30 protein-coding genes and 1 tRNA gene are annotated in these 22,734 nt (G+C 61.5%); 24 read left to right on the forward strand and 7 right to left on the reverse strand.

Annotated features, from left to right (window positions below; translation table 11 throughout):
- Nucleotides 1-60: 60 nt before the first annotated feature.
- The 3 genes from BJD99_RS14725 to BJD99_RS14735 are packed head-to-tail and all read left to right on the forward strand — an operon-like array spanning nucleotide 61 to nucleotide 1,795.
- The gene (locus BJD99_RS14725; protein ID WP_084347821.1) at nucleotides 61-591 is read left to right on the forward strand and encodes a nuclear transport factor 2 family protein; all 531 of its coding nucleotides are present in this window, start codon (nucleotides 61-63) and stop codon (nucleotides 589-591) included.
- A complete protein-coding gene (locus tag BJD99_RS14730) occupies nucleotides 588-1,523 on the forward strand; it encodes an LLM class F420-dependent oxidoreductase (protein WP_084347824.1) in 936 nt (311 codons plus the stop codon). The genes BJD99_RS14725 and BJD99_RS14730 overlap by 4 nt, the downstream gene beginning before the upstream one ends.
- Nucleotides 1,520-1,795, forward strand: coding sequence for a hypothetical protein (locus BJD99_RS14735; protein ID WP_084347826.1), 276 nt, complete (start codon nucleotides 1,520-1,522; stop codon nucleotides 1,793-1,795). Before BJD99_RS14730 ends, BJD99_RS14735 begins: the two co-directional genes overlap by 4 nt.
- Before the next feature lie 6 nt (nucleotides 1,796-1,801).
- On the opposite strand, the gene BJD99_RS14740 is transcribed toward BJD99_RS14735, so the two are convergent.
- Complete coding sequence (locus BJD99_RS14740) at nucleotides 1,802-2,818, reverse strand: magnesium and cobalt transport protein CorA (RefSeq protein WP_084347828.1); 1,017 nt, start codon at nucleotides 2,816-2,818, stop codon at nucleotides 1,802-1,804.
- A gap of 86 nt (nucleotides 2,819-2,904) precedes the next feature.
- Between BJD99_RS14740 and BJD99_RS14745 the strand changes: the two genes are divergently transcribed.
- The 9 genes from BJD99_RS14745 to BJD99_RS20805 all read left to right on the forward strand — a co-directional run bounded on the left by BJD99_RS14745 (nucleotide 2,905) and on the right by BJD99_RS20805 (nucleotide 10,314).
- Complete coding sequence (locus BJD99_RS14745) at nucleotides 2,905-3,522, forward strand: trimeric intracellular cation channel family protein (RefSeq protein ID WP_084348070.1); 618 nt, start codon at nucleotides 2,905-2,907, stop codon at nucleotides 3,520-3,522.
- A 55-nt stretch (nucleotides 3,523-3,577) separates the two neighbouring features.
- Complete coding sequence (locus BJD99_RS14750) at nucleotides 3,578-4,264, forward strand: response regulator transcription factor (RefSeq protein ID WP_084347830.1); 687 nt, start codon at nucleotides 3,578-3,580, stop codon at nucleotides 4,262-4,264.
- Nucleotides 4,264-5,718 carry a HAMP domain-containing sensor histidine kinase gene (locus BJD99_RS14755; RefSeq protein ID WP_084347832.1) on the forward strand — a complete coding sequence of 485 codons (1,455 nt, stop codon included), beginning with the start codon at nucleotides 4,264-4,266 and terminating at the stop codon, nucleotides 5,716-5,718. The genes BJD99_RS14750 and BJD99_RS14755 overlap by 1 nt, the downstream gene beginning before the upstream one ends.
- Nucleotides 5,719-5,876: 158 nt before the next feature.
- On the forward strand, nucleotides 5,877-7,310 hold the full coding sequence (locus BJD99_RS14760) for a S1C family serine protease (protein WP_084347834.1): 1,434 nt from the start codon (nucleotides 5,877-5,879) through the stop codon (nucleotides 7,308-7,310).
- A gap of 89 nt (nucleotides 7,311-7,399) precedes the next feature.
- A complete protein-coding gene (locus tag BJD99_RS14765) occupies nucleotides 7,400-7,897 on the forward strand; it encodes a molybdenum cofactor biosynthesis protein B (RefSeq protein WP_179142347.1) in 498 nt (165 codons plus the stop codon).
- Nucleotides 7,898-7,914: 17 nt separating this feature from the next.
- Complete coding sequence (locus tag BJD99_RS14770) at nucleotides 7,915-8,094, forward strand: hypothetical protein (protein ID WP_084347836.1); 180 nt, start codon at nucleotides 7,915-7,917, stop codon at nucleotides 8,092-8,094.
- A 552-nt stretch (nucleotides 8,095-8,646) separates the two neighbouring features.
- Nucleotides 8,647-9,318, forward strand: a complete 672-nt coding sequence (locus BJD99_RS14775; RefSeq protein ID WP_084347838.1) for an MspA family porin — start codon at nucleotides 8,647-8,649, stop codon at nucleotides 9,316-9,318.
- 168 nt (nucleotides 9,319-9,486) lie between these two features.
- The gene (locus BJD99_RS14780; RefSeq protein ID WP_084347840.1) at nucleotides 9,487-9,921 is read left to right on the forward strand and encodes a hypothetical protein; all 435 of its coding nucleotides are present in this window, start codon (nucleotides 9,487-9,489) and stop codon (nucleotides 9,919-9,921) included.
- A gap of 207 nt (nucleotides 9,922-10,128) precedes the next feature.
- Nucleotides 10,129-10,314, forward strand: a complete 186-nt coding sequence (locus tag BJD99_RS20805) for a hypothetical protein (RefSeq protein ID WP_143542176.1) — start codon at nucleotides 10,129-10,131, stop codon at nucleotides 10,312-10,314.
- A 128-nt stretch (nucleotides 10,315-10,442) separates the two neighbouring features.
- On the opposite strand, the gene mscL is transcribed toward BJD99_RS20805, so the two are convergent.
- Complete coding sequence (gene mscL, locus BJD99_RS14790) at nucleotides 10,443-10,919, reverse strand: large conductance mechanosensitive channel protein MscL (protein WP_084347844.1); 477 nt, start codon at nucleotides 10,917-10,919, stop codon at nucleotides 10,443-10,445.
- Between the two features lie 252 nt (nucleotides 10,920-11,171).
- Here mscL and BJD99_RS14795 point away from each other — a divergent pair, with 252 nt between their 5' ends.
- From BJD99_RS14795 to BJD99_RS14805, 3 genes are all read left to right on the forward strand, one after another.
- Nucleotides 11,172-11,840, forward strand: coding sequence for an MspA family porin (locus BJD99_RS14795; protein WP_084347846.1), 669 nt, complete (start codon nucleotides 11,172-11,174; stop codon nucleotides 11,838-11,840).
- 40 nt (nucleotides 11,841-11,880) lie between these two features.
- Nucleotides 11,881-12,606, forward strand: coding sequence for an MspA family porin (locus BJD99_RS14800; protein ID WP_084347849.1), 726 nt, complete (start codon nucleotides 11,881-11,883; stop codon nucleotides 12,604-12,606).
- Between the two features lie 82 nt (nucleotides 12,607-12,688).
- Complete coding sequence (locus BJD99_RS14805) at nucleotides 12,689-13,243, forward strand: hypothetical protein (protein ID WP_084347851.1); 555 nt, start codon at nucleotides 12,689-12,691, stop codon at nucleotides 13,241-13,243.
- Here BJD99_RS14805 and BJD99_RS14810 read toward each other — a convergent pair.
- The 3 genes from BJD99_RS14810 to BJD99_RS14820 all read right to left on the reverse strand — a co-directional run bounded on the left by BJD99_RS14810 (nucleotide 13,215) and on the right by BJD99_RS14820 (nucleotide 15,052).
- Nucleotides 13,215-13,877: an SAF domain-containing protein gene (locus tag BJD99_RS14810; protein ID WP_084347852.1), complete on the reverse strand. Its 663-nt coding sequence runs from the start codon at nucleotides 13,875-13,877 to the stop codon at nucleotides 13,215-13,217. The genes BJD99_RS14805 and BJD99_RS14810 overlap by 29 nt on opposite strands.
- 91 nt (nucleotides 13,878-13,968) lie before the next feature.
- The gene (locus tag BJD99_RS14815; RefSeq protein WP_084347854.1) at nucleotides 13,969-14,310 is read right to left on the reverse strand and encodes an FmdB family zinc ribbon protein; all 342 of its coding nucleotides are present in this window, start codon (nucleotides 14,308-14,310) and stop codon (nucleotides 13,969-13,971) included.
- 172 nt (nucleotides 14,311-14,482) lie between these two features.
- Nucleotides 14,483-15,052 (reverse strand): 5-formyltetrahydrofolate cyclo-ligase, encoded by a 570-nt coding sequence (locus tag BJD99_RS14820; protein ID WP_084348072.1) that lies wholly within the window; start codon nucleotides 15,050-15,052, stop codon nucleotides 14,483-14,485.
- Nucleotides 15,053-15,171: 119 nt separating this feature from the next.
- Between BJD99_RS14820 and BJD99_RS14825 the strand changes: the two genes are divergently transcribed.
- The 9 genes from BJD99_RS14825 to BJD99_RS21000 all read left to right on the forward strand — a co-directional run bounded on the left by BJD99_RS14825 (nucleotide 15,172) and on the right by BJD99_RS21000 (nucleotide 21,401).
- Nucleotides 15,172-16,134, forward strand: coding sequence for a UTP--glucose-1-phosphate uridylyltransferase (locus BJD99_RS14825; RefSeq protein WP_084348073.1), 963 nt, complete (start codon nucleotides 15,172-15,174; stop codon nucleotides 16,132-16,134).
- 31 nt (nucleotides 16,135-16,165) lie between these two features.
- A complete protein-coding gene (glp, locus tag BJD99_RS14830; protein WP_084347856.1) occupies nucleotides 16,166-17,425 on the forward strand; it encodes a gephyrin-like molybdotransferase Glp in 1,260 nt (419 codons plus the stop codon).
- Nucleotides 17,426-17,478: 53 nt separating this feature from the next.
- Nucleotides 17,479-18,126, forward strand: a complete 648-nt coding sequence (locus BJD99_RS14835) for a GNAT family N-acetyltransferase (RefSeq protein WP_084347858.1) — start codon at nucleotides 17,479-17,481, stop codon at nucleotides 18,124-18,126.
- 151 nt (nucleotides 18,127-18,277) lie between these two features.
- Nucleotides 18,278-19,069, forward strand: coding sequence for a gephyrin-like molybdotransferase receptor GlpR (glpR, locus tag BJD99_RS14840; protein ID WP_084347860.1), 792 nt, complete (start codon nucleotides 18,278-18,280; stop codon nucleotides 19,067-19,069).
- A 59-nt stretch (nucleotides 19,070-19,128) separates the two neighbouring features.
- Nucleotides 19,129-19,204, forward strand: a tRNA-Ala gene (locus BJD99_RS14845).
- A 239-nt stretch (nucleotides 19,205-19,443) separates the two neighbouring features.
- Complete coding sequence (locus BJD99_RS14850; protein ID WP_084347862.1) at nucleotides 19,444-19,899, forward strand: GyrI-like domain-containing protein; 456 nt, start codon at nucleotides 19,444-19,446, stop codon at nucleotides 19,897-19,899.
- Nucleotides 19,900-19,928: 29 nt separating this feature from the next.
- The gene (locus BJD99_RS14855) at nucleotides 19,929-20,330 is read left to right on the forward strand and encodes a GyrI-like domain-containing protein (protein ID WP_256895768.1); all 402 of its coding nucleotides are present in this window, start codon (nucleotides 19,929-19,931) and stop codon (nucleotides 20,328-20,330) included.
- Between the two features lie 179 nt (nucleotides 20,331-20,509).
- Entirely contained in the window at nucleotides 20,510-21,175 is a 666-nt protein-coding gene (locus tag BJD99_RS14860) for a ScbR family autoregulator-binding transcription factor (RefSeq protein ID WP_084347864.1), read from the forward strand.
- Between the two features lie 55 nt (nucleotides 21,176-21,230).
- Entirely contained in the window at nucleotides 21,231-21,401 is a 171-nt protein-coding gene (locus tag BJD99_RS21000; protein WP_179142349.1) for a hypothetical protein, read from the forward strand.
- 9 nt (nucleotides 21,402-21,410) lie between these two features.
- On the opposite strand, the gene BJD99_RS14865 is transcribed toward BJD99_RS21000, so the two are convergent.
- Nucleotides 21,411-22,121 carry a ferredoxin reductase gene (locus BJD99_RS14865; protein WP_084347866.1) on the reverse strand — a complete coding sequence of 237 codons (711 nt, stop codon included), beginning with the start codon at nucleotides 22,119-22,121 and terminating at the stop codon, nucleotides 21,411-21,413.
- Nucleotides 22,122-22,128: 7 nt separating this feature from the next.
- A complete protein-coding gene (locus BJD99_RS14870; RefSeq protein WP_084348075.1) occupies nucleotides 22,129-22,728 on the reverse strand; it encodes a sulfite oxidase-like oxidoreductase in 600 nt (199 codons plus the stop codon).
- Nucleotides 22,729-22,734: the final 6 nt, after the last annotated feature.

The following is a 22,734-nucleotide window of genomic DNA, read 5'->3' on the forward strand; positions in this document are numbered from 1 at the left end:
GCTCCCACACAGCGGGATTCGCGGTAATGGACGGTGCCGCTTTCGCTACCGTCGGTCGGTATGAATGTTCAACGTAGCGAGTGGTCCGATCGCCAACAGATCCACGATGTCGTGTTGCGGTACTGCCGCGGGATCGACCGGCTGGATTTCGATCTCGTTCGGTCTGCCTATCACGTGGACGCCATCGACCACCACACCGGCTTCGAGGGCACGCGTGAGGATTACATCGCCTGGGTCGAACCCAAGTTGAGGGCTCGGCGCGGTGGGACGATGCACATCCTCGGCAATCATCTGGTCGAACTGCTCGGTGATAGTGCGATCAGCGAGACGTATGGCACGTCGGTTCACTGGGGCGAACCTACCGACGATTCCCGGGTGAATTTCACCAGCGGCGTGCGATTCGTCGACCACTTCGCTTGGCGAGACGGTCGGTGGGCGATCGCCGAGCGGTGGGCTGTGCGGGAATGGACCCGCTCGGACGCCGGCCGGCTGATACCCAAAGAGGGTGCGGGGCCTTCTGGAAGCAGGGACGGGGACGACCCGTTGATTCGACTACAGCGAACGTTACAAGTAACGGAGGCACAGGTATGAAGGTAGGAATCAGCTCGCCGATCGTGGCGTTGGCAGGTCATCGTCCCGCATGGGAGGCTGCGGCCGGTACTGCCGAGCTCGTCCGGGTAGCTCAGGCCGCCGATCGACTCGGGTACGAGTACATGACGTGTGGTGACCACGTGGCCGTACCGCCCGGGCTCCCGCGCGGCGAACGCTTCTACGACCCCCTGGCGACCTTCTCGTTCCTGGCAGGGCAGACGCGCCGACTCCGGTTCATGCCGTACGTGTTGGTGTTGCCCTTCTACCACCCGTTGGAGATCGCCAAGCGGTACGGGACACTCGACCATCTCAGCGGCGGACGGCTGATCCTCGCGTTCGGAGTAGGGAATCTGAAGGAAGAATTCGACATGCTCGGGGTCCCCTTCGACGACCGCGGGCCGCGAGCCGACGACGCCCTCCGGGCACTGCGGGCAGCGTTGTCCGGCAGAAAGGTGTCGTATGACGGTCCTTACTACTCGTTCCAGGACATGGTGGTCGACCCGCACGCCGCCCAGCCTCGGGTACCGATGTGGATCGGTGGACACAGCGAGCGCGCCTTGCGCAGAGCGGTCACCCTCGCCGACGGTTGGGCCCCGGCGCCGCAGGCCTTCCGTGGACCGACCCCGGAACTGATGCGGCAGATGCTCGACCGGCACGATCTGCCGGAGGGTTTCGATGTCGTGTTCTCCCCGGGTAAAGCCTTGGACCCGACCGAGGAGTCAGGCCTGGTAACCGAGGTTATCGCCTCCGCAGAGAAGGCCGGAGCGACCCGGATCAACCTGACGGTCCGGCACGAATCGCTTGCTCACTACCTGGAGCAGCTCGAAGCATTCGCGGAGATTGCCGGCCTCGACATCCAGTTGGACCAGGCGGCGGATCCCAAGGTCGTTGCAGTAACGAGTGACCACCGGAAGGCGACGTCACAGGCATGAAGCGATCAGCTCGACGCGTTGCAGTTTTGGTGGCCTTGGCATCCGTGCCGGTGGCCCTTGGATCGGCGACGGCGGAGGCAGCGCCCTGGCACGTGGGTCCGGTCTACCGAGCCGAGATGTCCGGCGAGGGTGGTCAGTATTTCTGTTCGAAAGCGCAGGCGCTCGAGCAAGCATCGCAGTCGATCGTCTTCGTCCCCTGCACGTTCGACGCCGATGCCGGTGTCTGGTTTCGGGTGGTTCTCAATCCGTTCAATTGGGGCCTGAGCTTCTGAGAGCAGCTATAGCCACTTCTGTCGCTTGAAGGTCACATACAGTGCGCTCGAGCAGAGGACCATCGCCAGCAGTGCAAGCGGGTATCCGATATGCACACTCAGTTCTGGCATGACCTCGAAGTTCATGCCGTAGATCGCGGCGATAAGTGATGGCGCGAACAGGATGGCGCCCCACGACGAGATCTTCTTCACTTGCTCGTTTTGTTCCAGACTGACCTGCGTCATGGCACGAATTTCGTCGTTCTGCTGTTGGGCGACCATCGTCGAATTGACCGAGAGTGCGTTCTGTAGGTTCGACCGGAATGTTTCGACTCGTTCTGCGATCCGAACGCAGTGGTCGAGCACGTCACGCAAGTTGCGTTGGAGTTCGATGTCGACGTGGTACTTGTCCGAACCCTTCGCGAGGTGTTCGATCATCGTCACCAGCGGCCCGGTTGCGCGTTGGAACTCGGTGACCTCACGGGAGAGGGTGTAGATGCGTCGGGACACCGATTCGTCTCTCGAGAACAGTTGGTCTTCGATTTGGTCGATGTCGATTTGGAGTCCCTCGACCACGGGCTCGTACTCGTCGACGACTTGGTCCAGGATGGCGTAGAGCACAGCCTCGGTACCTTGGCGGAGCAGTGCGGGTGCCTTCTCGAGTCGTTCGCGCACCACTTTGAGGTCCGGTGATTCGGCGTGCCTGATGGTGATGACGAAGTCCGGACCCAGGAAGATGTGGAGTTCACCGAATTCGACCTTCTCGGTCTCGTCGATGTACCGAGCGGGTCGAAGTACGACGAACAGTTGGTCGTCGTAACGTTCGAGTTTCGGCCGCTGGTGTGCGGCGATGGCATCCTCGACGGCCAGGCGGTGGAGGCTGAATTCGTCAGCGACCGAGTCGATTTCGTCGACCCCCGGGCGGTACATGCCGATCCAAGCCATCCCTTTGCGTTCCCGCATCACCTCGTAGGTGATGTCGAGACTGCCTGGGTTGACTGTCCTCTTGCCGTCGACATACACGGCGTTGTCGACGATCGGCAACGTGTACCCAACCTTTCCTGTGGCGCTCCTCGAATGAACTCAGCGTGCCACAGCAGTGGTGAATGCGCCCATGGGACGCTTACCGGGTGCTCGTGGATGTGTTGGGTTATGTGGGAATCGCGGCGTTCGCAGCGTCGGGCGCTCTGATCGGTGTTCGTAAACGCCTCGACCTCTTCGGTGTGTGCGTCGTCGGAATCACGACGGGAGTCGGTGGCGGCATCATCCGCGATCTCCTGCTCGGGATCCACCCGCCGACGTCGCTGGATCGGTGGCCCAACCTGACGGTCGCGCTCATCACATCGCTGTTGGTGTTCGTCGCGCATCCGGTCATCGATCGTGTCTGGAAAGGCGTGCTGCTCTTCGACGCGTTCGGAATGGGGTTGTTCGCGGCGACGGGTGCAACGATCGCGTTGGAGAGCGGGGGCAGTTCACTCGCGGCCTGTCTCATCGGTGTGACGACAGCTGTGGCGGGCGGCGTCATTCGAGACGTCCTGGTCAACGAGGTTCCGCTGCTGCTTCGGCGCGATCTGTATGCCGTTCCGGCATTGCTGGGTTCAGCGGCGGTTGCGGTGACCGAAGCAATCGGATGGTCCGTGAATATCGGCCTGGTCATCGGCACCGTTGCCGCCACGGGGCTGCGTGTTCTAGCCCTGTGGAGACGGTGGAATCTACCGATTGCCCGACGCCTCCCTGCCGAGGAGTAGGACACATCGGGACCCTTCTCAGACATATCTCAGTCCTTCAGGACAAACTAGACGAATGCGCATTCTGGTTGTCGACGACGATCGAGCGGTCCGTGACTCGCTCAGGAGATCCCTCACCTTCAACGGTTACACCGTCGACATCGCTGTCGATGGTCTCGATGCGCTCGAAAAGATCGCAGCCGATCGCCCGGACGCGCTCGTTCTGGACGTGATGATGCCCCGTCTCGACGGGCTCGAAGTGTGCCGACGCTTGCGTAGCGTCGGGGACGACTTGCCGATTCTGGTGCTCACTGCCCGCGACTCGGTGTCCGAGCGTGTGGCCGGTCTCGACGCCGGGGCAGACGACTATCTGCCCAAGCCGTTCGCGCTCGAGGAATTGTTGGCTCGACTGCGCGCGCTGCTTCGTCGCACCGCGATGGAAGCCGACGGAGAATCGGAGGCAATGGAGTTCGCCGACTTGTCGCTGGATCCGGTCACTCGCGAGGTGACGCGAGGGGAGCGGTCGATCAGTCTGACGCGTACCGAGTTCTCGCTCATGGAAATGTTGATCATGAACCCGCGTCGAGTGCTGACGCGCAGTCGAATCCTCGAAGAGGTGTGGGGATACGACTTCCCGACGTCGGGGAACGCTCTCGAGGTGTACGTCGGCTATCTGCGACGCAAGACCGAAGCTGAGGGGGAGTCTCGGCTGATTCATACGGTCCGAGGAGTCGGCTACGTGCTCCGCGAGACGCCTCCGTAATGGTTGCTCCCTTCGGGCGTCGGCCGCCCGCGCAGGCAGTGGCGGACCCGTCGGCGATGCGTCCTCCCATGCCGTTGACGCGGACGGTGTCGTTGCGTTGGCGGGTGACGTTGTTGGCCGCGTCGGTGGTGGCTATCGCCGTGGCGGTGATGGCGATAGCGGCTTACGCCGTCGTGTCGCGAGCGTTGTACGGGGACGTTGACAACCAGCTTCGTAGCCGGGCAGATGCGTTGATCAACAGCAATCTGGTGACGTTCGACCCCCGCTACGTTGCGGGTGCAACGCTGTACAGCACCGACGTCTCGGTTGCGCTGATCTATCCCGATCTCACCAAATATGTGCCGCCGGGTTCCAAGGTGCCGATCGGGGCTGCGGAAGTCGCTGTCGCCGAGGGTGAGAGTGATCTTTCTCTGCGGACTGTCGACGGGCAACGGGTGCTCAGTCAGCGCACGCAGGACGGCAGCACAATTGTTATTGCGCAACGGCTTTCACCCACCGGTGAGGTACTGGATCGACTCGCGTGGGTTCTGCTGTTCGTCGGCGGTGGTGGTGTCGCACTCGCTGCTGGCGCTGGAATGGCAGTGGGCCGCACCGGTTTACGTCCGATTGCGAGACTGACCGCGGCAGCGGAACGCGTCGCCCGTACCGATGATCTGACGCCGATTCCTGTCACCGGCGACGACGAATTGGCTCGTCTCACCGAAAGTTTCAACACGATGCTCCGAGCCTTGGCCGAATCCAGAGGCCGTCAGAGTCGACTCGTCGCCGATGCAGGTCATGAACTCCGTACCCCGTTGACCTCGCTTCGCACCAACATGGAATTGCTGATCGCCGCGGGCCGCCCCGGTGCTCCGTCGATTCCGGACGAGGACATGGCCGAGTTGCGCACGGACGTCGTCGCGCAGATCCAGGAATTGTCCACACTCGTCGGAGATCTCGTCGACCTCGCCCGTGAAGACACACCCGAGACGGTGTTCGAGCGCGTGGATCTTGCCGATGCCGTCGCCCGCAGTCTCGAGCGTGTACGACGGCGTCGCAACGAAATCGACTTCGTCGCGACGCTCGAGCCGTGGTTCGTCTATGGGGATCAGGCAGGGTTGTCGCGTGCGGTGCTCAATGTTCTCGACAACGCTGCCAAGTGGAGTCCTGTGGGCGGTGAGGTTCGCGTGGTGATGCGCAAGATCGGCGATGGGCTCATGGAACTCACCGTCGACGACGGGGGACCGGGTATTCCTGAGGAGGATCGCGAGCTCGTGTTCGATCGCTTCTACAGATCGACTGCGTCGAGGTCGATGCCCGGGTCCGGGTTAGGACTCGCGATTGTTCGGCAAGTTGTGGTCAAACACGGCGGCACCATCGGTGTGGAGGTGTCCGAACGTGGGGGTGCGCTGATTCGAATTGTGTTGCCGGGTGAAGTGGATCCGCAGATCATGCCTACGGCTTCGGATGTTTGACCTTCTGGCCAGGAGCTTTACGGCAAAGGGTTTGTTGCTGGAGAGTCTCGGGAAATCAATAGGTGCATCTCAGCACGCTCTCAGAAGTAACCGGCATTGTTACCGATAACAACGCGGGCGACCTCTACCGAGGTTTCTACTGAAAGAAGTACTCACTGATGACCGATGATCGCACAGACTCAGGGCAGAACCCCGAGCGTCCAGCGGCTGAGCATCCCACTGCGCAGAGCCCCTCGGATCAGCATTCCACCCAGCAATTTCCTCCGCAGCAACCTCCGTATGGCCAACCGCAGGCCACCGGGCAGTACGGAAGCCAGTCATACGGTCAAGATCCGCATCCCCAACAGGGGTATGGCTACAACCAGCACGCTGCACCACAGCATCACGAGGCGGCAACCCAGGCGCCCGCAGCGCTCAAGGCCCGGCCCGGCCGAACCACTCTCGTCGCCGGCGCTATCGCACTGGTTCTGGTCGGCGGCGGAATCGGTGGCGCGGTAGGGGCACTGGCTACCAACAACGCTAACGGCACTGGCAACGTGTCCAATTCGCTCAACTCCAGCGCCACTGCGGCGCAGCCTGCCGCCAATTTCCCCGACGGCTCGGTCCAGGCCGTGGCGAACAAGGTTCTGCCGAGCGTTGTGCAGATCCAAGTCAAGGGCAGCCAGGCAGAGGGTGAGGGCTCCGGCGTCATCTTGTCTTCGGACGGACTCATCCTCACCAACAATCACGTTGCGACCGGTGCGGGAGCCAACGGCAAACTGAGCGTTGCTTTCTCGGACGGGTCGATTGCAGACGCCAAGATCGTGGGTGCGGATGCGGTGTCGGACATGGCGGTCATCAAGGCGGAAGGCAAGACAGGACTGACGCCCATCGAACTCGGCACCTCGTCGAACCTCCAGGTCGGGCAGCAGGTTGTGGCAATCGGTTCACCGCTTGGCCTCGCCGGAACTGTGACGACGGGCATCGTGTCCGCGCTGAACCGTCCGGTGTCGACCAGTGGTGAGTCGGGTAACCAGAACTCGGTGATCGATGCCATCCAGACCGACGCCGCCATCAACCCCGGCAACTCGGGTGGCGCACTGGTCAATACCGACGGTCAGCTGATCGGCATCAACACCGCCATTGCCTCGCTCGGCGGAAGTCAGTCCTCGGGTGCGCAGAGCGGATCGATCGGACTCGGCTTCGCGATCCCGGTCGATCAGGCCAAGCGCATCGCCGATGAGCTGAGCAAGACCGGTAAGGCGACGCAGGCCATGATCGGCGTCCAGGTCCCCTCGCAGGACGACGCGAACGGTGCGACGGTAGTAGAAGTGACCGAGGGTGGGCCGGCTGCCGCAGCGGGCATCCCCAAGGGAGCTGTCATCACCAAGGTCGACGATCGAGTGATTTCCAGTGGTGACGCCCTCATCGCGGCCGTGCGCTCGCACGCCCCCGGCGATTCGGTGAAGATCACGTACAACGAAGGCGGCAAAGACAAGACCGTCGACGTAACCCTCGGAACCGCCGAGCCGCAAACCGCCGCCGTCCAGCCGCCGTCCGAATCGGAGCCGCAGTCACCGCTGCAGATCCCCGGATTCCCCGGTGGCCGCTGATGTTGTCCGATACCGATCTCTTGGCGACAGTTGCAACGATTTACGCACAGCGTGAGACCGAACAGCGCGCTACTACTACGGTAAGCACTATGGAAATAGAGGCACCTCTGGCTGGACGGGCGTTGGTCGTGATCGTGGACGATCGGACCGCAAACAGCAGCGAACAGGACTCGACCGGCCCATTGGTCACAGAGTTGCTCACCGAAGCAGGATTTTTGGTCGACGGCGTTGTTGCCGTGACGTCGGATGAAGTCGATGTACGTAATGCACTCAATACCGCTGTCATCGGTGGCGTCGACCTTGTCGTGTCGATCGGTGGAACCGGCGTCTCACCGCGAGATGTGACCCCGGACGTCACTGCCGAGGTTTTGGACCGAGAGATTCCGGGCATCAGTGAGGCCCTTCGATCGTCCGGGCTTGCGGCGGGCACTCTCGACGCTGGTCTATCCCGTGGGCTAGTCGGAGTTTCCGGCAGCACACTGGTGGTGAATCTGGCGTCCTCGAGGGCTGCGATTCGTGACGGCATGGCGACGTTGACCCCGTTGGCGAGTCAGGTCATCGCCGACCTCTCCGGCCTGGATGCCTGAGTAGGAGGCCTCGTTCTATGGCCGAACACAACAACGACAAGCACGACGACGAGAGCCGAGCCCGAATCGAACGGGCTCGGCTCGCTCGTATCTTCGGGGACGTGCTCCCGGAAACGACGGGCGATGAGCGGACGGGATCAGAGGACACGAGATCGGACGAGTGGTTCGATCGGGAGCGTCCGCCGCACCACTATTGATGTGATCTAGGACACGTTTTCCGTGCTGTGTCGAACCTGTGTTCATTCTTTGTTTACGTGTTTTTAGCACTGTTTGTCAGCCCGAAATGGGTGTCGCGCTTCCGATCACGGTGATTCCAATCTCCACTTTCGGGGCGTTCGACGGCGGTGTGAGGCGTGTTACTTGAGTGTCTGCCCACTTCAAGCCACGTGCGGTCCGCGGTGAGGTTTGTAACGGACCGGCCAAGGGCGTCCAAAAAGTGATCTGCGTTACTCGTCAGTATGTTGTCAACGTCGTTCACCTGCCCGAAACACATCACGAATGGGACACCTCCGACGGGAAATCGTAGGGATTGTCACGATCCGGCAACTCCTCTAATGTTCCCCTCAGCTTCCGGCTTCGAGGACGTGGGATTACACGTTCGACGCTCCTGGGTCGGAACTGACAACGAACGCGATCCAAGGATCAAAGTTCTGCTCGGGGATTCTCGGCAATGCTGCCGTCGTGAACCGAGGGTGAAAGCCACAAGCTTCCCGTGCGACTGTGCTGGGACTGAACATGATGAGGAATAAATGACGGAGATCCAGAAGTCGCGGCGTAGCCGTGGGCTCAAGTCCATGAGCGTTGCGGTTGCAGCAGGCGCTTCGGTTATCGGCCTGGTGCTCGGTACCGGTACCGCTTCCGCAGCAGTCGACAGCACCAACACTGTCGTCGACGCCAACGGCAACACCATCACCGTGTCGCTGTCCGACACCTTCATCAACAGCGTTTCACCGCTCGACGGCAACCCGCTGACCCGTGAGTGGTTCGCTAATGGTGTTGCAGGCTGGACCGTTACCGGACCTGACGCCGCTGACTTCGAGGGCACCGTAGCCATCGGCTACCAGGTCGGCTACCCGGCCAGCATCGGCGGCAAGGTCACATTCGATTACAGCACGCCGTCACTGGGCGCCAGCGTGTCCGCCGACTCAGTGTCGTTGTCCGTCGGCGACATCCTCCCGCAGGCCGGCTTCTCCGCGGAAATCGCTCCCGGACCCGGCATCGTCGACGCTACCGCTGCTTCGGGCAATGTCCAGGGCACCGAGGGTGACGCCGAAGGCGCTTCGGGCACCATCCAGATCGCCAACGCTCACGGCACCGCGACCGGCATCCTCGGCAACGTTCGCGTTCGCCCGTATGTCTCGGTCACCAGCTCCACCGGTGACGTTGCTGTCACCTACGGTGTCCCGTGGACCTTCAACTGATCTCGATCGGTTGATCGAAAGCTTCACACCCCAGCGCTGATGCGCTGAACCTGATCGGGCCCGTCCGGAATTCTCCGGGCGGGCCCGATTTGTTCGTCCCCAACTTTCCTCTGGATGCGTGCACTGGACCCGGCGGGCTCTGGGTGTACGAGAAACGGCTGATAATCGATGCGCTTCACTCTTATTCCCGTAGTCGCCTTTGCTGCCCTGGTTGCTCTAGTCGGTTGCAGCAGTGGCGATTCGGCGGACAGCTCGGTATCGGGCGCGAACGCCGATGTCTGCACGAAGTTCAGCGCTGCGCACGACGAGTTGACGGCACTCGCCACCGCCGGCCCCGGTGTCGGCGGGGACACTGTCCAGTGGACCGCGGACAAAGACGCTGCGCTCGCAAAGATCTCCCCCCTCGTTGACCAAGCAGCGGGGGAGGTGAAGGCGAAGATTCAGACGCTCGTCTCCGCACTTCCGAAGGATTCGCTCGAGCTCACCGAGGCGGACAGCGTCTCGGGTCAGGCGTTCGTCGACAATTCGGAGGCGGTGGCAACTTCGTGCGACAGCGACGGTACGACTGTCGAGTTGGCTGAGTTCCCCCTGCAGAAGTTTTGACCCTGGCATGAACCGGGAAATTCCCCCGCTTCTATGTGATACGCATTACACTTACTCCGTTTAGTTTCCCGTTCATCATGGTCGGGTCTAGGAGTGCAAATGTTCAAGAGGAGCATGTGTGTAATCGGCTTCGCGGGTTGTGGGTTGTTGGGCTTCGGGGCGGTAGCTCACGCCGAACCGCGTGTCCCGCCGCCCAACGTAGTGGGGATGAGTGAGTCGGAAGCCAGGGGCGTGCTGGCAGATGACGGCTACAAGCCCAAAGTGATATCGAAGAACGGTGGTGGGCCGAACTGTGTGGTCTTTCATCAGAGTGCAGTGACAGACCTCGCGGGTTACCAGAATGACGACGAGGATGTGTATCGCGTGTACCTGGCAGTGAACTGCTTGGCGTAGGAAGTTTTCGAATGTCACTATCCCAGGGGTGAACGGTACGACCCCTCGGATGCTTCAGGTAGGCCAAAAAGGCCCGTTTGTGCTGAGGGGATCAGCAGAAACGGGCCTTCTGGCCTTGAGGGGTATGTCTACTTGCTGTGCAACCCGCCGCCTGAATCGTCGGCATCGCCTATTGCCTCGCCGCTGCCACCGGTGTCATCCGCGGGTGTCGAGAGCCTGCGGCCGACGTCGGTTCCGCCCGCCAGCATGTCTCGAATCTGAACGAGAACATCGACGTCGCTGAGTTCCTTGTCGGGTTTGCTTACGAACCGCTTCTTGGCGGTCGTCACCGGCAGGATGAGTATGAAGTACACCACCGCGGCGAGGATGATGAAGTTGATGACCGCCGTGATCACTGCGCCGATATTGACGAATGTCTCAGGGCTGGAGGTGATTTGGAATCCCCAACCGTATTCGTTGGAGCCGCCGATGGCCGCAATGAGCGGGTTGACCACGTTGGTCGTGAACGCGGTGACGATGGCTGTGAACGCAGCTCCGACGACCACCGCGACGGCCAGATCGACGACATTTCCGCGGAGCAGAAAGTCCCTGAATCCCTTGAGCATGATTCTCCTAGAGTCCAGCCGGGCCGATGGACGGCAATGCACTGTTGGAAAGGGTAACGGAATGAGCGGCGTTCAGGGAGAAACTTGGCTGGTCCTTCGAATGTTGTCTCTATAACGGTCTTGTAAAATTTGATTCCGTTTGTTCATGACGGCATGCCGAATGTCCAGTACCCTTCCCGAGGAAACGCCTCGCTTCATGTGAGGGCCGTCGGATTTCGAAGTCTTTTCAGTTGACGCTGTATGAGGGGAATCATGAACGAGTCTCGCTTTTCCGCGCTGCGCAGGTTCGGCCGGCTGGTCGCACTCGGTGCCGTGGCGTCCGTCGGCATCGGACTGCTGTCCACCGGTGCCGCCAACGCGGAAACATTCGTCCCATTGGCCAACGGCGAGAAGGTGGCCGGCCCCTACAAGATTGCGCACTTCGATGAGTCCGCAAAGGTTGCGCCTCAAATTGCTTTCAACGGACTGAACCGAAACGCGTGGGCCACCGGCACCGCACTGTCCGAGGTTCCCGAAGGCTCGACCGGAACATTGAAGACCGGCTACTTGGTCGGCTGCCAACTCGATATGACCGATCTCGAATTCGGGTTGAATTTCGATGCCGGAATCGAGGGTGGCAACACCAACATCATCACTCTGTTCCCCATCCCGTTCTTGATCGGCGGAGAAGGTAAGACCGAGAACAAGATCGGTGGCGGCGCTGACTTCGACATTCCGCTGCAGGACCGCGAGGTCGCCGCTGTCGAAATAGCATCCAAGGATGTGCTGGGACCGACTACGGCCATCCAGTACCAGGACGTCGCGATCTCGGTCCAGAACTGCGGAGGATTTGCGCAGGCGCGGTCCTACACAACACTCGAGCTCACCGGAAACTACCGATACAAGGGAACTCTGTACGGCCAGCCGTTCAGCCTCGGCTGAGACTTTCCAACTTCGTAGGACCTAGAGGGGAACAGACACAGTGAACAACAGCAGAACTGTTGCTGCGCGCATCGCAGCACTCGGGGCAGTCGGAGCCGTCGCAATCGGATTCTGGTCGGCAGGTGCAGCGAGCGCGGATACCTTCGTACCGTTGCCGGACAACGAGATCAGCAAGACTCTCATCGACGGAACAGTGGTGACCGTCAAGGGCTTCGGCCAGAGTGGGCTGATCTCTCCGTCCATGGGCGCCACGCCGACACAGCGCAACGTATGGGTGACGGGCAACTACACCGTCGAGACTTCCAACCCCGGTGGCGGAAAGATCGAACCAGGCTTCCTCGTCGGGTGCCAGGTCGATTTCGCAGCAGGAATCGGCGGCGGGGTAGGCGCCACGTTCGGTCAGGGCAATACCATTTCGCTCGAACCGGGTGACTTGAGTTCGCTGAAGATCGACCGGACGCAGCCCAACACCTACGAGATCGGCGCAGGCCTCAACCTGGAGCTCGCGCCGGGACAGCTCAACGACGTCAAGCTGGTCGCCGACGAGACAGATGCGAAGATCGATGGCATCACCGTTGCGACCGAAACGGACAACGACTTCCCGTTCGAAGGCAACGGAGGCGGGTTCACTTTCGCCGACGAAACCTTGAGCGTGTCCGGCTGCGCAGGCTTCGCGGAGGCCCGCTCGTACGTAGATGTCACCATCGAGAACGATGCAGTGACCTCGACCGTCACTCTCTGGGGCCAGCCTTTCAGCATCGGTTGATGCGAGGGATCAAGATCTCACGAGTTTCTGTGATCTGTCTCAGGATTCGATGCGCAAACTTGTGGCGGGATAAGATGCCGCTATGAGTCGTCACAGAGCCGCCGCTTGTGCGCCTTCGAGCGACTGGATCGAAGGCGTGCTGGGCAAGCGGCACCGGTTGTCCGAGTTCTACGATCTGGCGGCCACGCGCGCAGACCAATCGGACCTGCTGTGGATGTTTTCCAAAGCCGGTGACGTCGAAGACGCTGCGTACAGGGCAGACGCGCAGCGAAACCTGGCGACGTCCGCGGCTTCACACGTGCTCCGGGAAGTCTTCGCGGAATTCGACTCATATGTCCTGAGCCTGACCGAGCAGCGCACCATCGAGCATCGACCTCTGCGCTCGGACGACAGTCTGCACAGTGATGTCTTCCTCGAGAGCCACGACCGCGAGAACAACTCGGACAGCTTCGGCGTCAAAATCGTCTTCACCGATTGGATCGGCGCACTGGTATTCACCACTTTCGCGACCTACGCCGGGCACCTCGATGCCCGCTCTGCAGACGTCGACGACACCGCGGCGTCGGATATGAAGGATCCGCCGTCGGATGGCATGCACGGGCTCGCCGTCAGTGAAACGTCACGGTCAGTGAGCTGACCAGGGACGCAGCGGCCACGGCCGTCGCATCCTCGGGGGACATTGCCACAAGCACCACTCGGTCGCTGCTGCGCTGACGCGCGTCCTTCTCCGAAATCAGTACAACAACGGAATCGGTCGTCAATATCCGCGCGCTCTGTTCACCGCGTTCCCCCTCCGCCTGGACCGTCAGCACGTCCACGATGTCACCCTCCCGTAGGAGATCTGTGACTGCGGCGTCGGTCAGCCGGACGGGCACGATTCGGGCGTCGGCGGAACCGAGAGCTGCCCCAGCCAACCGCGGAGTGAGCAGTCGGACATCGGTGAGAGGCTCGCCGGCACGGATCGGGCCCGCCACTGTATGGGCCGTGGCGTCGGCGACATCCGTGATCGCGCCCTCGGGGACAGTTCCCGGCTCGTAGCCGGTGATCCGGACGTCCTCGTTCTGGAGTGGCCTACCGGGAGCCAGATCGCGGGCCGCAACGACAATTTGTACGCGATCTGTCGCGGCGGCATCCCTGACGAACAGCACAGCCGCCAGGAAGGCAAGGGCCCCGGCGGCCACGCGACGGACAAGGACGGTACGAGTCCAGCCCGGCCGAACAAGGAGTCGATCCAACATCGTGGAGTCGAGTCGGGCATGTCGCTGTGGCATGAAAGTCACCGTAACGACGGACAGTCTGCATAAGCAGTAGAAACAGGCCTCGGCTGTGGATAACGCCGAGGCCTGTGGACAAACGAGAAAACTACGAGGTTGCTGCTGCTTTCGACGGTGTCGAAGAGGAGGTGCTCGGCGTCGAAGATGTGCTGCTCGAGCTGGATTCCTTGGCCTTCGCGTCCGTTTTCGCCGGTGCCGAATCGCTCTTGTCGCTCTTCGATTCGCCCGCGCTATCGCTGGCGCTGCTCGCTCCGCTACGACTGTCGGTCCGGTAGAACCCGGTTCCCTTGAAAACGATTCCGACCGAGTTGAACAGCTTCCGTAACTTGCCGCTGCACTGAGGGCACACGGTCAGTGAGTCCTCGCTGAACGACTGCACAATGTCGAACCGGTTCTCGCACTCGGTGCAGGCGTATGAATAGGTGGGCATCGATGTTCCTCCGCGCTGGTCAACTGGTCAACTGGTCGACTGGTCACCATGGAGATTTCGCCATTGCTCGGTCGAGACCACTGGTGTGCCGAAAAAACTGCTGGAACTTCTCCGAGAAGGAGAGAGCATTAGCACTCTACAGTCATGACTGCCAACGCTGCCATTCAGGCAGCTATTCCCGATTCAAGGCAATGAGACCGCCGGAAGGGGTCAGGGCATGGGAAGCGCGTCGATCATGCGGTTCCTCGGGAAGTTCGTCCACCAACTCCGAGTCGCGAACGACAGCGACGACAGGGATTCCCGGAGCCACCAGCTCGAGTGTTCGGTCATAGAAACCGGCACCCCGGCCCAGCCTGACCCCGCGCCGATCGACTGCCAACGCGGGCACGAACACCACATCGCACGTAGCGACTCGCGCGGGAGGCAACAGCGGTCCGGTCGGTTCGGACAGGCCGTAGGAAGCAGCCTTCAGATTCTCGCGCCCTGTGTACTCCGCCCACTGCAACGGCCCTGGCTCCCTGGCCACAGGGACCAGTACGACCGGAGATCGAAGGCGAAGCGCGTCGAGCATGTCGAGCGACCCTGGTTCGCTTCCCACCGGGATATATGCGGCAACAGCGGACGCGCCACGCACCGTTTCGGCTGCGGCATGACAGAGTTTCAGCGACTCGTCTTCACGTGTGAGCGCACTGGAGGCCCGACGAGACGCGAGGACGCGTAGGCGCCACTCCTTCTTCGAGATCGGTTTCACAGCATTACCAGCAGCATCGTCTGTAGCAGCATGGGTCGAGCTTAGGCACCTCGGGAACAGTCGGCAGGCGCGGAGCGAGATCCGCGGTGACCATGGATAAGGTGGGCAGCATGACAGAAGCCGCAGCAGACGCTCCGACAACGCATGTCGGGCATCAAGGGCACTTTCGGACAGCGATCGTTCCGGCCGCCGGCATGGGGACACGCTTCTTGCCTGCCACCAAAACCGTTCCCAAGGAACTGCTTCCGGTCGTCGATACACCGGGAATCGAACTCGTTGCAGGTGAAGCGGCCGACTCCGGCGCCGAGCGTCTCGTGATCGTCACCTCGCCAGGCAAGGACGGCGTCGTCGCGCACTTCGTCGAGGATCTCGTTCTCGAGACGAAGCTCGAGAAGAGCGGCAAGTTGAAGATGCTCGCGAAGGTCCGCGTCGCTCCCTCGCTACTCGATGTCCAATCTGTCGTGCAGTCCGAGCCGCTCGGACTCGGACATGCAGTCGCATGTGCCGAAGAAGTACTCGACGACGACGAAGACGCTGTGGCAGTGCTGCTGCCCGACGACCTCGTACTTCCCCGCGGCGTGCTCGACGTGATGTCCCGGGTGCGGGCCAAGCGTGGCGGCACCGTGTTGTGTGCCTTCGAAGTACCCGAAGAAGACGTCTCCTCCTACGGAGTCTTCTCCGTCGAAACCGTCCCCGATGCGGTGAACCCGAATGTCCTCAAGGTCACCGGCATGGTCGAGAAGCCCAAGCGTGAAGATGCGCCGTCACTGTTCGCCGCGGCAGGCCGCTATCTACTCGATCGAGCGATTTTCGACGCCTTGCGACGCATCGAGCCTGGCGCTGGTGGCGAGATTCAGCTCACCGACGCCATCGCATTGTTGATCGACGAGGGTCATCCGGTTCACGTCGTCGTACATCGCGGTTCCCGACACGACCTCGGAAATCCCGGGGGATACCTACGCGCTGCGGTTGACTTTGCACTCGAACGCGATGATTACGGTCCGTCGTTGCGTGAATGGCTGACCGAACGACTGAGTGACGATTGGGCGCCGCAACTCACCACGTATGAATAGGCCCGTAGTACAGAGATAGAGAAGGGGCCAGATGCGCTCGGTTGAAGATCAGCAGACCAGAGTGACCGCTGCGGCGGTCGCTCCACGGCCTGTCCGAGTAGCGATTTCGGAAGCGCAGGGCTTGTTGTGCGCCGAGGAAGTGGTCACCGAGCGTCCACTGCCAGGTTTCGACCAAGCAGCCATCGACGGTTACGCCGTGCGCAGCGTCGATGTCGCATCCGCCGGTACCGACTTGCGCAACGAGGACGACGAGCGGATCGAATTGACGCTGCCTGTCGTCGGCGAGGTCACCGCCGGCTCACGGCAACCCATTCGGTTGCAACCGCGGCAGGCTGTTCGGGTGGACACCGGTGCACCGCTCCCGACGCTCGCCGACGCGGTACTCCCGCTGGACCGCACCGATGCGGGACGGGCGCGCGTGCAGGTTTATCGACCGGTGCGCTCGGGCGACTACGTGCGCAAGATCGGGGACGACGTACAACCGGGTGATGTTGCCGTGCGGGCAGGCACCATAATCGGCGCAGCCCAGGTCGGTCTCCTCGCTGCAGTCGGGCGTGACAAGGTGCTGGTCCATCCGCGCCCGCGCCTGTCGGTCATTTCCGTCGGCGGAGAACTCGTCGACACCGATCGCACCCCGGGCCCCGGCCAGGTCTACGACGTCAACTCCTATGCGCTTGCGGCTGCGGCACGTGATGCCGGCGCAGACGTCAACCGCGTTGGAATCGTCAGCGGTGACCCCAAACGGTTACGTGAAGTCGTCGAAGGCCAGCTCATTCGCTCTGAGATCGTCGTCATTGCCGGTGCAGTCGGTGGCGGCGCCTCGGACAGCGTCCGGGAGGCACTGTCGGACCTCGGCGATCTCGAAGTCGAACGCGTCGCGATGCATCCAGGTTCGGTACAGGGTTTCGGGCAATTGGGCCGCGACGAAGTGCCGACGTTTCTACTTCCGGCCAACCCCGTCAGTGCACTCGTGGTGTTCGAAATCATGGTGCGGCCGCTTATCCGCATCGCGCTGGGACGTCGCCAGCCGATGCGTCGCACCGTGACTGCGCGAACGGTGGCGCCGATCACCTCGATCGAGGACCGCAAAGGGTTTCTCCGCGGTCAGCTGATGCGTGACGAGGGCTCGGGTGAATACCTCGTACAGGCTCTCGGTGGCGCGCCCGGATCCTCCTCACACCTGCTCGCCACGCTCGCCGAGGCCAACTGTCTCGTGGTTATCGAGCCGAATGTCACCGAAATCAGAACGGGTGAGGAAGTCGACGTGTCGTTCCTCGCCCAGCGGGGGTAACGAGTCCGCGGCGATGGTGCAGTGGCATCGCCGAAGGCGCTAATGTAAGACAGATGCCGCTCACGTGGTCGAGCCACCCAGGTTGGCCGGCGAAACTGGGACCTCTGACTGTTGCCGGGGGCAACGTCACTCTCCGCCCTGTGAAGCTTCGGGATGCGGGCGCCTGGAGTCGGCTCCGGCTCCGCGATCGCGACCACCTGGAGCCGTGGGAACCGACCGGTGAGGGCTCATGGGCCGCGCGACACCACATCTCGTCATGGCCCGCCTTGTGCTCTGGGCTCAAGTCCGAAGCGCGTAAGGGCCACATGCTGCCGATGGCCATCGAGGTCGACGGTGAATTCTGTGGACAAATGACTGTCGGCAACATTATTCGCGGTGCGCTTAAATCTGCATGGATCGGGTATTGGGTGGCCAAGGACGTCAATGGTCGCGGCGTTGCCACAGCAGCGTTGGCCATAGGTCTCGATCATTGTTTCGGTCCGCTCGGACTCCACCGTGTCGAAGCGACAGTGCGACCGGAGAACCTTCCGAGCCAGGCTGTACTACGTAACGTCGGGTTCCGTGAAGAGGGACTCCTGAGGGACTACCTCGACGTCGATGGGCGCTGGCGCGATCACCTCCTGGTGGCGCTGACTTCCAACGAGGTTCAGGGGACTGTCGCAGACCGGTTGGTGCGCAATGGACGGGCTGCGTGGGCTTAGAACTCGGACGCGTGTGCTCGTGACGGATGTGACTGGAGTTGCCTGTGTGTAATCTGGTGTCGGCGCGTCGGCGGGGTTCGGCAGCAACTTCCGCATAGCCTGAAGACGTCATAGATGTCGGACCCAACAGGCATGAGAGGAGAACGCCGATATGCCCAACTCGATCATCTGGATCGGTCTTGTCGCAATCTGGTTGTTCGTCCTACTGCCGATGATGATGAGTAAGCGCCCACGCATCATGCAGACGTCCGATGTCGCCCTCGCGACCCGCGTTCTGTACCGCGGCGGAACCACGAGACCCCAACGGGGACCTGCCGCCGGACACGCAAGCGACCCCGACTGGCGACCCGAGTACGACGAGCGCACATCGGCACCCGCCGGCGTCGTCTTCGGTCGTAACGCACCAAGCACCGACGCGGAGGACCCGATGGACACTCACGCAGAAACCGAAGAAATCGACACAGACGACGTCGAACGTGCTTACGTTCCGAGCCGTCGAGGACGCGGCGGCTTCGACGCCGAAGCTGACGCGATTGCAAGCGCCGCTCGATACTCCTTCCGGCAGCGCGCGGTACTCGGGTTGGTGTTCGCTGTCATCGCCACTGGCGCTCTCGCGGTCATCATGACGCCGATGTTGTGGTGGGCATGCACCCTCTCGGTCGCAGCCCTCGCTGGATACCTCTACTACCTGCGTCGGCAGGTCCAGATCGAGCAGGAGATCCGGCGGCGGCGGATGACCCGAGCGGGTCGCTCACGTCTCGGTGTGGAATCACGCACCGACGAAGAGCTCCGGCTAGTTCCACAGCGACTGCGTCGGCCCGGAGCCGTGGTACTGGAAATCGACGACGAGGACCCGGAGTTCGAGCATCTCGACCACTACGACGAGCCATTTCAGCAGTCCGCGCGCGAGAGCCATGGCGTACGACGGGCATCAGGGGCCTGACGTTCCGCGGTTTCCGATCCCTTTGATAGGGTTGCGCAGCAGTGTCAAACGCTGCACCAGGGGCTGTGGCGCAGTTGGTAGCGCGTCTCGTTCGCATCGAGAAGGTCAGGGGTTCGATTCCCCTCAGCTCCACCAGATGTAGGGCAGTACGAAACACGGCAGCGGCTATTCTGCGGGTACCCGGAGAGCTCATTCGAGTGGATGATTTCCGGGCGGCACTCGAAGCGACCGGTGAGCGTCGTGTGAAGGAAGAGGTCTCAGCCCGGTAGTCTTGCTACAAGTTGAGATCAGAGTTGGTGGTCGACGTCTACCGGGAAACGTCGACCTGGCCCAGCATTCTCTAACGTGCGCACTGAGAGCTATGTGGAGAGTGAATGACTTTCGAGATTGTCGACCTCGAGGAAACGTGGGTCGCCGGTCTTCCTGTGCGTAGCCCCAAGCGGGCGTTGGGAAGGTTGGACGATCCCGCTCTGAATCGCGCGTGGTCCTCGGTACTCAAGCAAGAAATCTCCGGTCCGCTCGCATCCATTTATACAGACTTCGCACCCGGTATCGGATCATATAACACGCAAATAGTCGGTTATCGATGCTCTTCTTTGAGTCAAGTGACGCGGGGCCACCTCATAGCCAGGGTGCCGCGCGCAAAGTACGCGAAATTCTCCGCAGTGGGCCATTTCCCCGACGTCATGACGCGGTTGTGGAAACAGATCGACCATGCGGAAGATCAGGGTGAGATCAAGCGATTGTTCACCGGCGACTACGAGTGCTATCCGCACGCGTACAAAATCGATTTGTACTTGTCGATCGCATCTCCGGGACCGTCGGCATGACGCACAGCGTGACTGCGCGGGGTGCCGATTTGTTCGGTGGGTTGGTAGCCCCACTTGCCGTTCCGGGTTCCGAATCCAGCGGTAGCGAGCTGTTTCGCTTTCTGCGAGAACGCATTCGAGACAGGTCGGCCGACCCTGTTGCGGTCAGTACGGTCTTCGTTCCCGACGAGCTCGGCGACTACAACGCGCTGATCGGTTTGCCTTATTTGTCACCGAGCGATGTGCCTGTGGGGGACGTGTTCTTGCAAGTCCCGAGCGGAGTATTCGCAAAGTTCGTACCGATCGGTAATCTTCGCGATCCTATCGACGATGTCTGGGCCCAGGTCGATGAGGCAACTGAATCCGGAACACTATTCCGGGCATATAAAGAAGATATCGAAGTCGTTACACCGTCCGGTGAAGTGGAACTCTTTATCTCGGTTGTTATCTGATTCGGTGAGGTGTTCGCCGCATCGGGGCACCTTAAGTCACATTATGGACTTAGTTGTGGTTATTATTACCCTGCGAGTACGGGTTCAGTGAGTTCGAGACTACGGATTCCTTGTGACTCGGATGTCCACGCTGAACAGCGTAGGTGTCATGGTAGGTAACTGGGCAGGGGTGAACGATCATGGTTAGGCAACTGAGAGCGGAAGCAACACGAGCGGCCGCGCTTCGGGCGGCAGCGGATCTTTTTCTCGACGTCGGGCACGCGAACGCGACACTGAGCCAGGTGTCCGCGCAATCCGGCGTCACCAAGGGTGCCTTGTACTTCCACTTCGCGTCGAAGGAAGAACTCGCCCGCGCCATTGTCGACGAGGGTCACGAGCGCGTATCGACTGCGTGCGCTGGCTTGGTCGACAGTCGATCACCTGCACTCGAGTCGGTCATCGGCATCTCGTACTCTGTGCTCGAGCTGGCGGCTTCCGATCCTCTGGTCCGAGTGATGTATCGGCTGCAGATGGAGATCGACGGGTCCGAAACCGCAAGGGGCAGTGTTTTTTGCACCTGGGGAAACATCTTCGAGCATCTCTTCGATCGGGCGATCGAACACGGTGACGTCGCCGATCACCTCGACTCCGGAAACGCTTCGCTCCTCGTATGCGAGATGCTCGCCGGCGTTCTGATGGTGTCCGAAGCTCAGTCCGCACTGGAGAGTGCACCGTCCCGCATGGAAAAGGTATGGAACACCGTGCTTCCGTCACTCGTTCCGCCGAACAAGCTCGGATACTTCCGCGAGTTCGCAGCGCGCAGTCTGTCGAGCTTCGTGCCGTCCGAGGAATTCACCAACGCGTAGCTCTCACGTCTGAGCATGCTTGCTAAGGGTCGACGCCCGGCGGACACTGTGTGATATGAGCCACACAACGAGTTACCGCGTAATGTCCGACACCGACCTTCGAAAAGCAATCGGTACTTTGCAGAGCCGCGCCGACGACGCACGTCGGCGCGGCTCTGAAGAGGACGCCGAGCGAATCGAGAAGACGGTCAACGAGTACCGCGACGAGATGTCGCGACGCTTGTGAGCTACCGGTTCAGGTCGGACCGAATCGTTCCGTTCGGATCCGGTACGGCGCATGACCAAGTTCGACGAGCATGTCGGCAGCCGACTCCACGAAACCTGTAGGACCGCACACAAAGCAGTCCGGCGCGGAGTCTGGCTGCCACTTATCCGACGCCAGATCCTGCGCAGTCAGTCGGCCCACTCGGCCGTCGTATTCCGGCGGCGCCTCGCGGGTGAAGCGATAGTCGACGTCGACGCCCTCCGGCAGTGAGCGGAGCTCTCGGGCGTAGATCAAGTCGACCGGAGATCTGACCGAATAGAGCAACCGGAACGAGGTCTTTCTCGCGCTGCGACTGCGGGCCCGCGTCATCGCCATCAGCGGCACGATGCCAGACCCTCCCGCAACCAGCAGGACCGGTGACGGGCGGGCCTCGTTCCAGACGAACCAACCGCCGATCGGTCCGCGCATCTCGATCCGCTCACCGACCTCCAGCGTGGACGTCAGGTAAGGCGATACCTCGCCGTCGGCGACGGTCTGAACCGTCAACGCGATTCGGTCACCGTCGCTCGGTTTGGCGAGAGAATAGCTTCGTTGCGCGCTGTATCCGTCCTCGGCGGTGAGACGAATGTCGACGTGCTGACCTGGCTGGTGTCCGGGCCAACCTTCGACGTCGTAGATCAATGTGCAGGCAGTGTCCGTTTCGAATATCTTCTCGACAAGTGTCGCGACGAGCCATTTCATGGTGCGTTCAATCTCCCTGGTATCGCTGTTCCTGCCAGGGGTCGCCGTAGTCGTGATAGCCGTTGCGCTCCCAGAAACCCGGTTCGTCTCGCATGAGTAGCGTCAACTTCTCGATCCATTTCGCGGACTTCCAGAAGTACAGGTGCGGCACCAGGAGTCGAGCTGGACCTCCGTGTTCGGGACTCAACGGCTTGCCGTCGAATGTGTATGCAAGCCAGGCTTTTCCGCCGCGCAGATCGGTCAGGGGGAGATTGGTGGTGTAACCGTCGTGGCTGTGCGCCATGGCGTGCGTGGCCTGCGTCTCGATACCGTCGAGAAGCGTGTCGAGCGAGATGCCACGCCACCGAGTGTCGAGTTTCGACCACTTGGTGACACAGTGAATATCCACTGTCGGCTTCTCTTCCGGCAGCGCACGCATTTGCTGCCAACTCCACTGATGCTTGGAGCCCATCTCGGTGGAGATGGTGAACTGCCACCGGTCCGTGTCCACCCTGGGTGTCGGACCGAGGGACAAGACGGGGAAATCGTCGACCAGGTACTGGCCTGGTGGGGTGCGACCGTCGTTGCCGCGACGCTTTCCGTGGAATCCTCGGGACACCAGTGCCATGGTCAT

Source organism: Rhodococcus sp. 1163 (genome assembly GCF_002091985.1).
Lineage (GTDB): Bacteria > Actinomycetota > Actinomycetes > Mycobacteriales > Mycobacteriaceae > Rhodococcoides.

Excerpts from the sequence above, each read along its gene's own strand:
- BJD99_RS14725 (WP_084347821.1), top strand. The coding sequence starts at position 61 with ATGAATGTTCAACGTAGCGAGTGGTCCGATCGCCAACAGATCCACGAT.
- BJD99_RS14730 (WP_084347824.1), top strand. The coding sequence starts at position 588 with ATGAAGGTAGGAATCAGCTCGCCGATCGTGGCGTTGGCAGGTCATCGT.
- BJD99_RS14735 (WP_084347826.1), top strand. The coding sequence starts at position 1,520 with ATGAAGCGATCAGCTCGACGCGTTGCAGTTTTGGTGGCCTTGGCATCC.
- BJD99_RS14750 (WP_084347830.1), top strand. The coding sequence starts at position 3,578 with ATGCGCATTCTGGTTGTCGACGACGATCGAGCGGTCCGTGACTCGCTC.
- BJD99_RS14755 (WP_084347832.1), top strand. The coding sequence starts at position 4,264 with ATGGTTGCTCCCTTCGGGCGTCGGCCGCCCGCGCAGGCAGTGGCGGAC.
- BJD99_RS14760 (WP_084347834.1), top strand. The coding sequence starts at position 5,877 with ATGACCGATGATCGCACAGACTCAGGGCAGAACCCCGAGCGTCCAGCG.
- BJD99_RS14765 (WP_179142347.1), top strand. The coding sequence starts at position 7,400 with ATGGAAATAGAGGCACCTCTGGCTGGACGGGCGTTGGTCGTGATCGTG.
- BJD99_RS14770 (WP_084347836.1), top strand. The coding sequence starts at position 7,915 with ATGGCCGAACACAACAACGACAAGCACGACGACGAGAGCCGAGCCCGA.
- BJD99_RS14775 (WP_084347838.1), top strand. The coding sequence starts at position 8,647 with ATGACGGAGATCCAGAAGTCGCGGCGTAGCCGTGGGCTCAAGTCCATG.
- BJD99_RS14780 (WP_084347840.1), top strand. The coding sequence starts at position 9,487 with ATGCGCTTCACTCTTATTCCCGTAGTCGCCTTTGCTGCCCTGGTTGCT.
- BJD99_RS20805 (WP_143542176.1), top strand. The coding sequence starts at position 10,129 with ATGAGTGAGTCGGAAGCCAGGGGCGTGCTGGCAGATGACGGCTACAAG.
- mscL (WP_084347844.1), bottom strand. The coding sequence starts at position 10,919 with ATGCTCAAGGGATTCAGGGACTTTCTGCTCCGCGGAAATGTCGTCGAT.
- BJD99_RS14795 (WP_084347846.1), top strand. The coding sequence starts at position 11,172 with ATGAACGAGTCTCGCTTTTCCGCGCTGCGCAGGTTCGGCCGGCTGGTC.
- BJD99_RS14805 (WP_084347851.1), top strand. The coding sequence starts at position 12,689 with ATGAGTCGTCACAGAGCCGCCGCTTGTGCGCCTTCGAGCGACTGGATC.
- BJD99_RS14810 (WP_084347852.1), bottom strand. The coding sequence starts at position 13,877 with ATGCCACAGCGACATGCCCGACTCGACTCCACGATGTTGGATCGACTC.
- BJD99_RS14815 (WP_084347854.1), bottom strand. The coding sequence starts at position 14,310 with ATGCCCACCTATTCATACGCCTGCACCGAGTGCGAGAACCGGTTCGAC.
- BJD99_RS14825 (WP_084348073.1), top strand. The coding sequence starts at position 15,172 with ATGACAGAAGCCGCAGCAGACGCTCCGACAACGCATGTCGGGCATCAA.
- glp (WP_084347856.1), top strand. The coding sequence starts at position 16,166 with ATGCGCTCGGTTGAAGATCAGCAGACCAGAGTGACCGCTGCGGCGGTC.
- BJD99_RS14835 (WP_084347858.1), top strand. The coding sequence starts at position 17,479 with ATGCCGCTCACGTGGTCGAGCCACCCAGGTTGGCCGGCGAAACTGGGA.
- glpR (WP_084347860.1), top strand. The coding sequence starts at position 18,278 with ATGCCCAACTCGATCATCTGGATCGGTCTTGTCGCAATCTGGTTGTTC.
- BJD99_RS14850 (WP_084347862.1), top strand. The coding sequence starts at position 19,444 with ATGACTTTCGAGATTGTCGACCTCGAGGAAACGTGGGTCGCCGGTCTT.
- BJD99_RS14860 (WP_084347864.1), top strand. The coding sequence starts at position 20,510 with ATGGTTAGGCAACTGAGAGCGGAAGCAACACGAGCGGCCGCGCTTCGG.
- BJD99_RS21000 (WP_179142349.1), top strand. The coding sequence starts at position 21,231 with ATGAGCCACACAACGAGTTACCGCGTAATGTCCGACACCGACCTTCGA.
- BJD99_RS14865 (WP_084347866.1), bottom strand. The coding sequence starts at position 22,121 with ATGAAATGGCTCGTCGCGACACTTGTCGAGAAGATATTCGAAACGGAC.
- BJD99_RS14870 (WP_084348075.1), bottom strand. The coding sequence starts at position 22,728 with ATGGCACTGGTGTCCCGAGGATTCCACGGAAAGCGTCGCGGCAACGAC.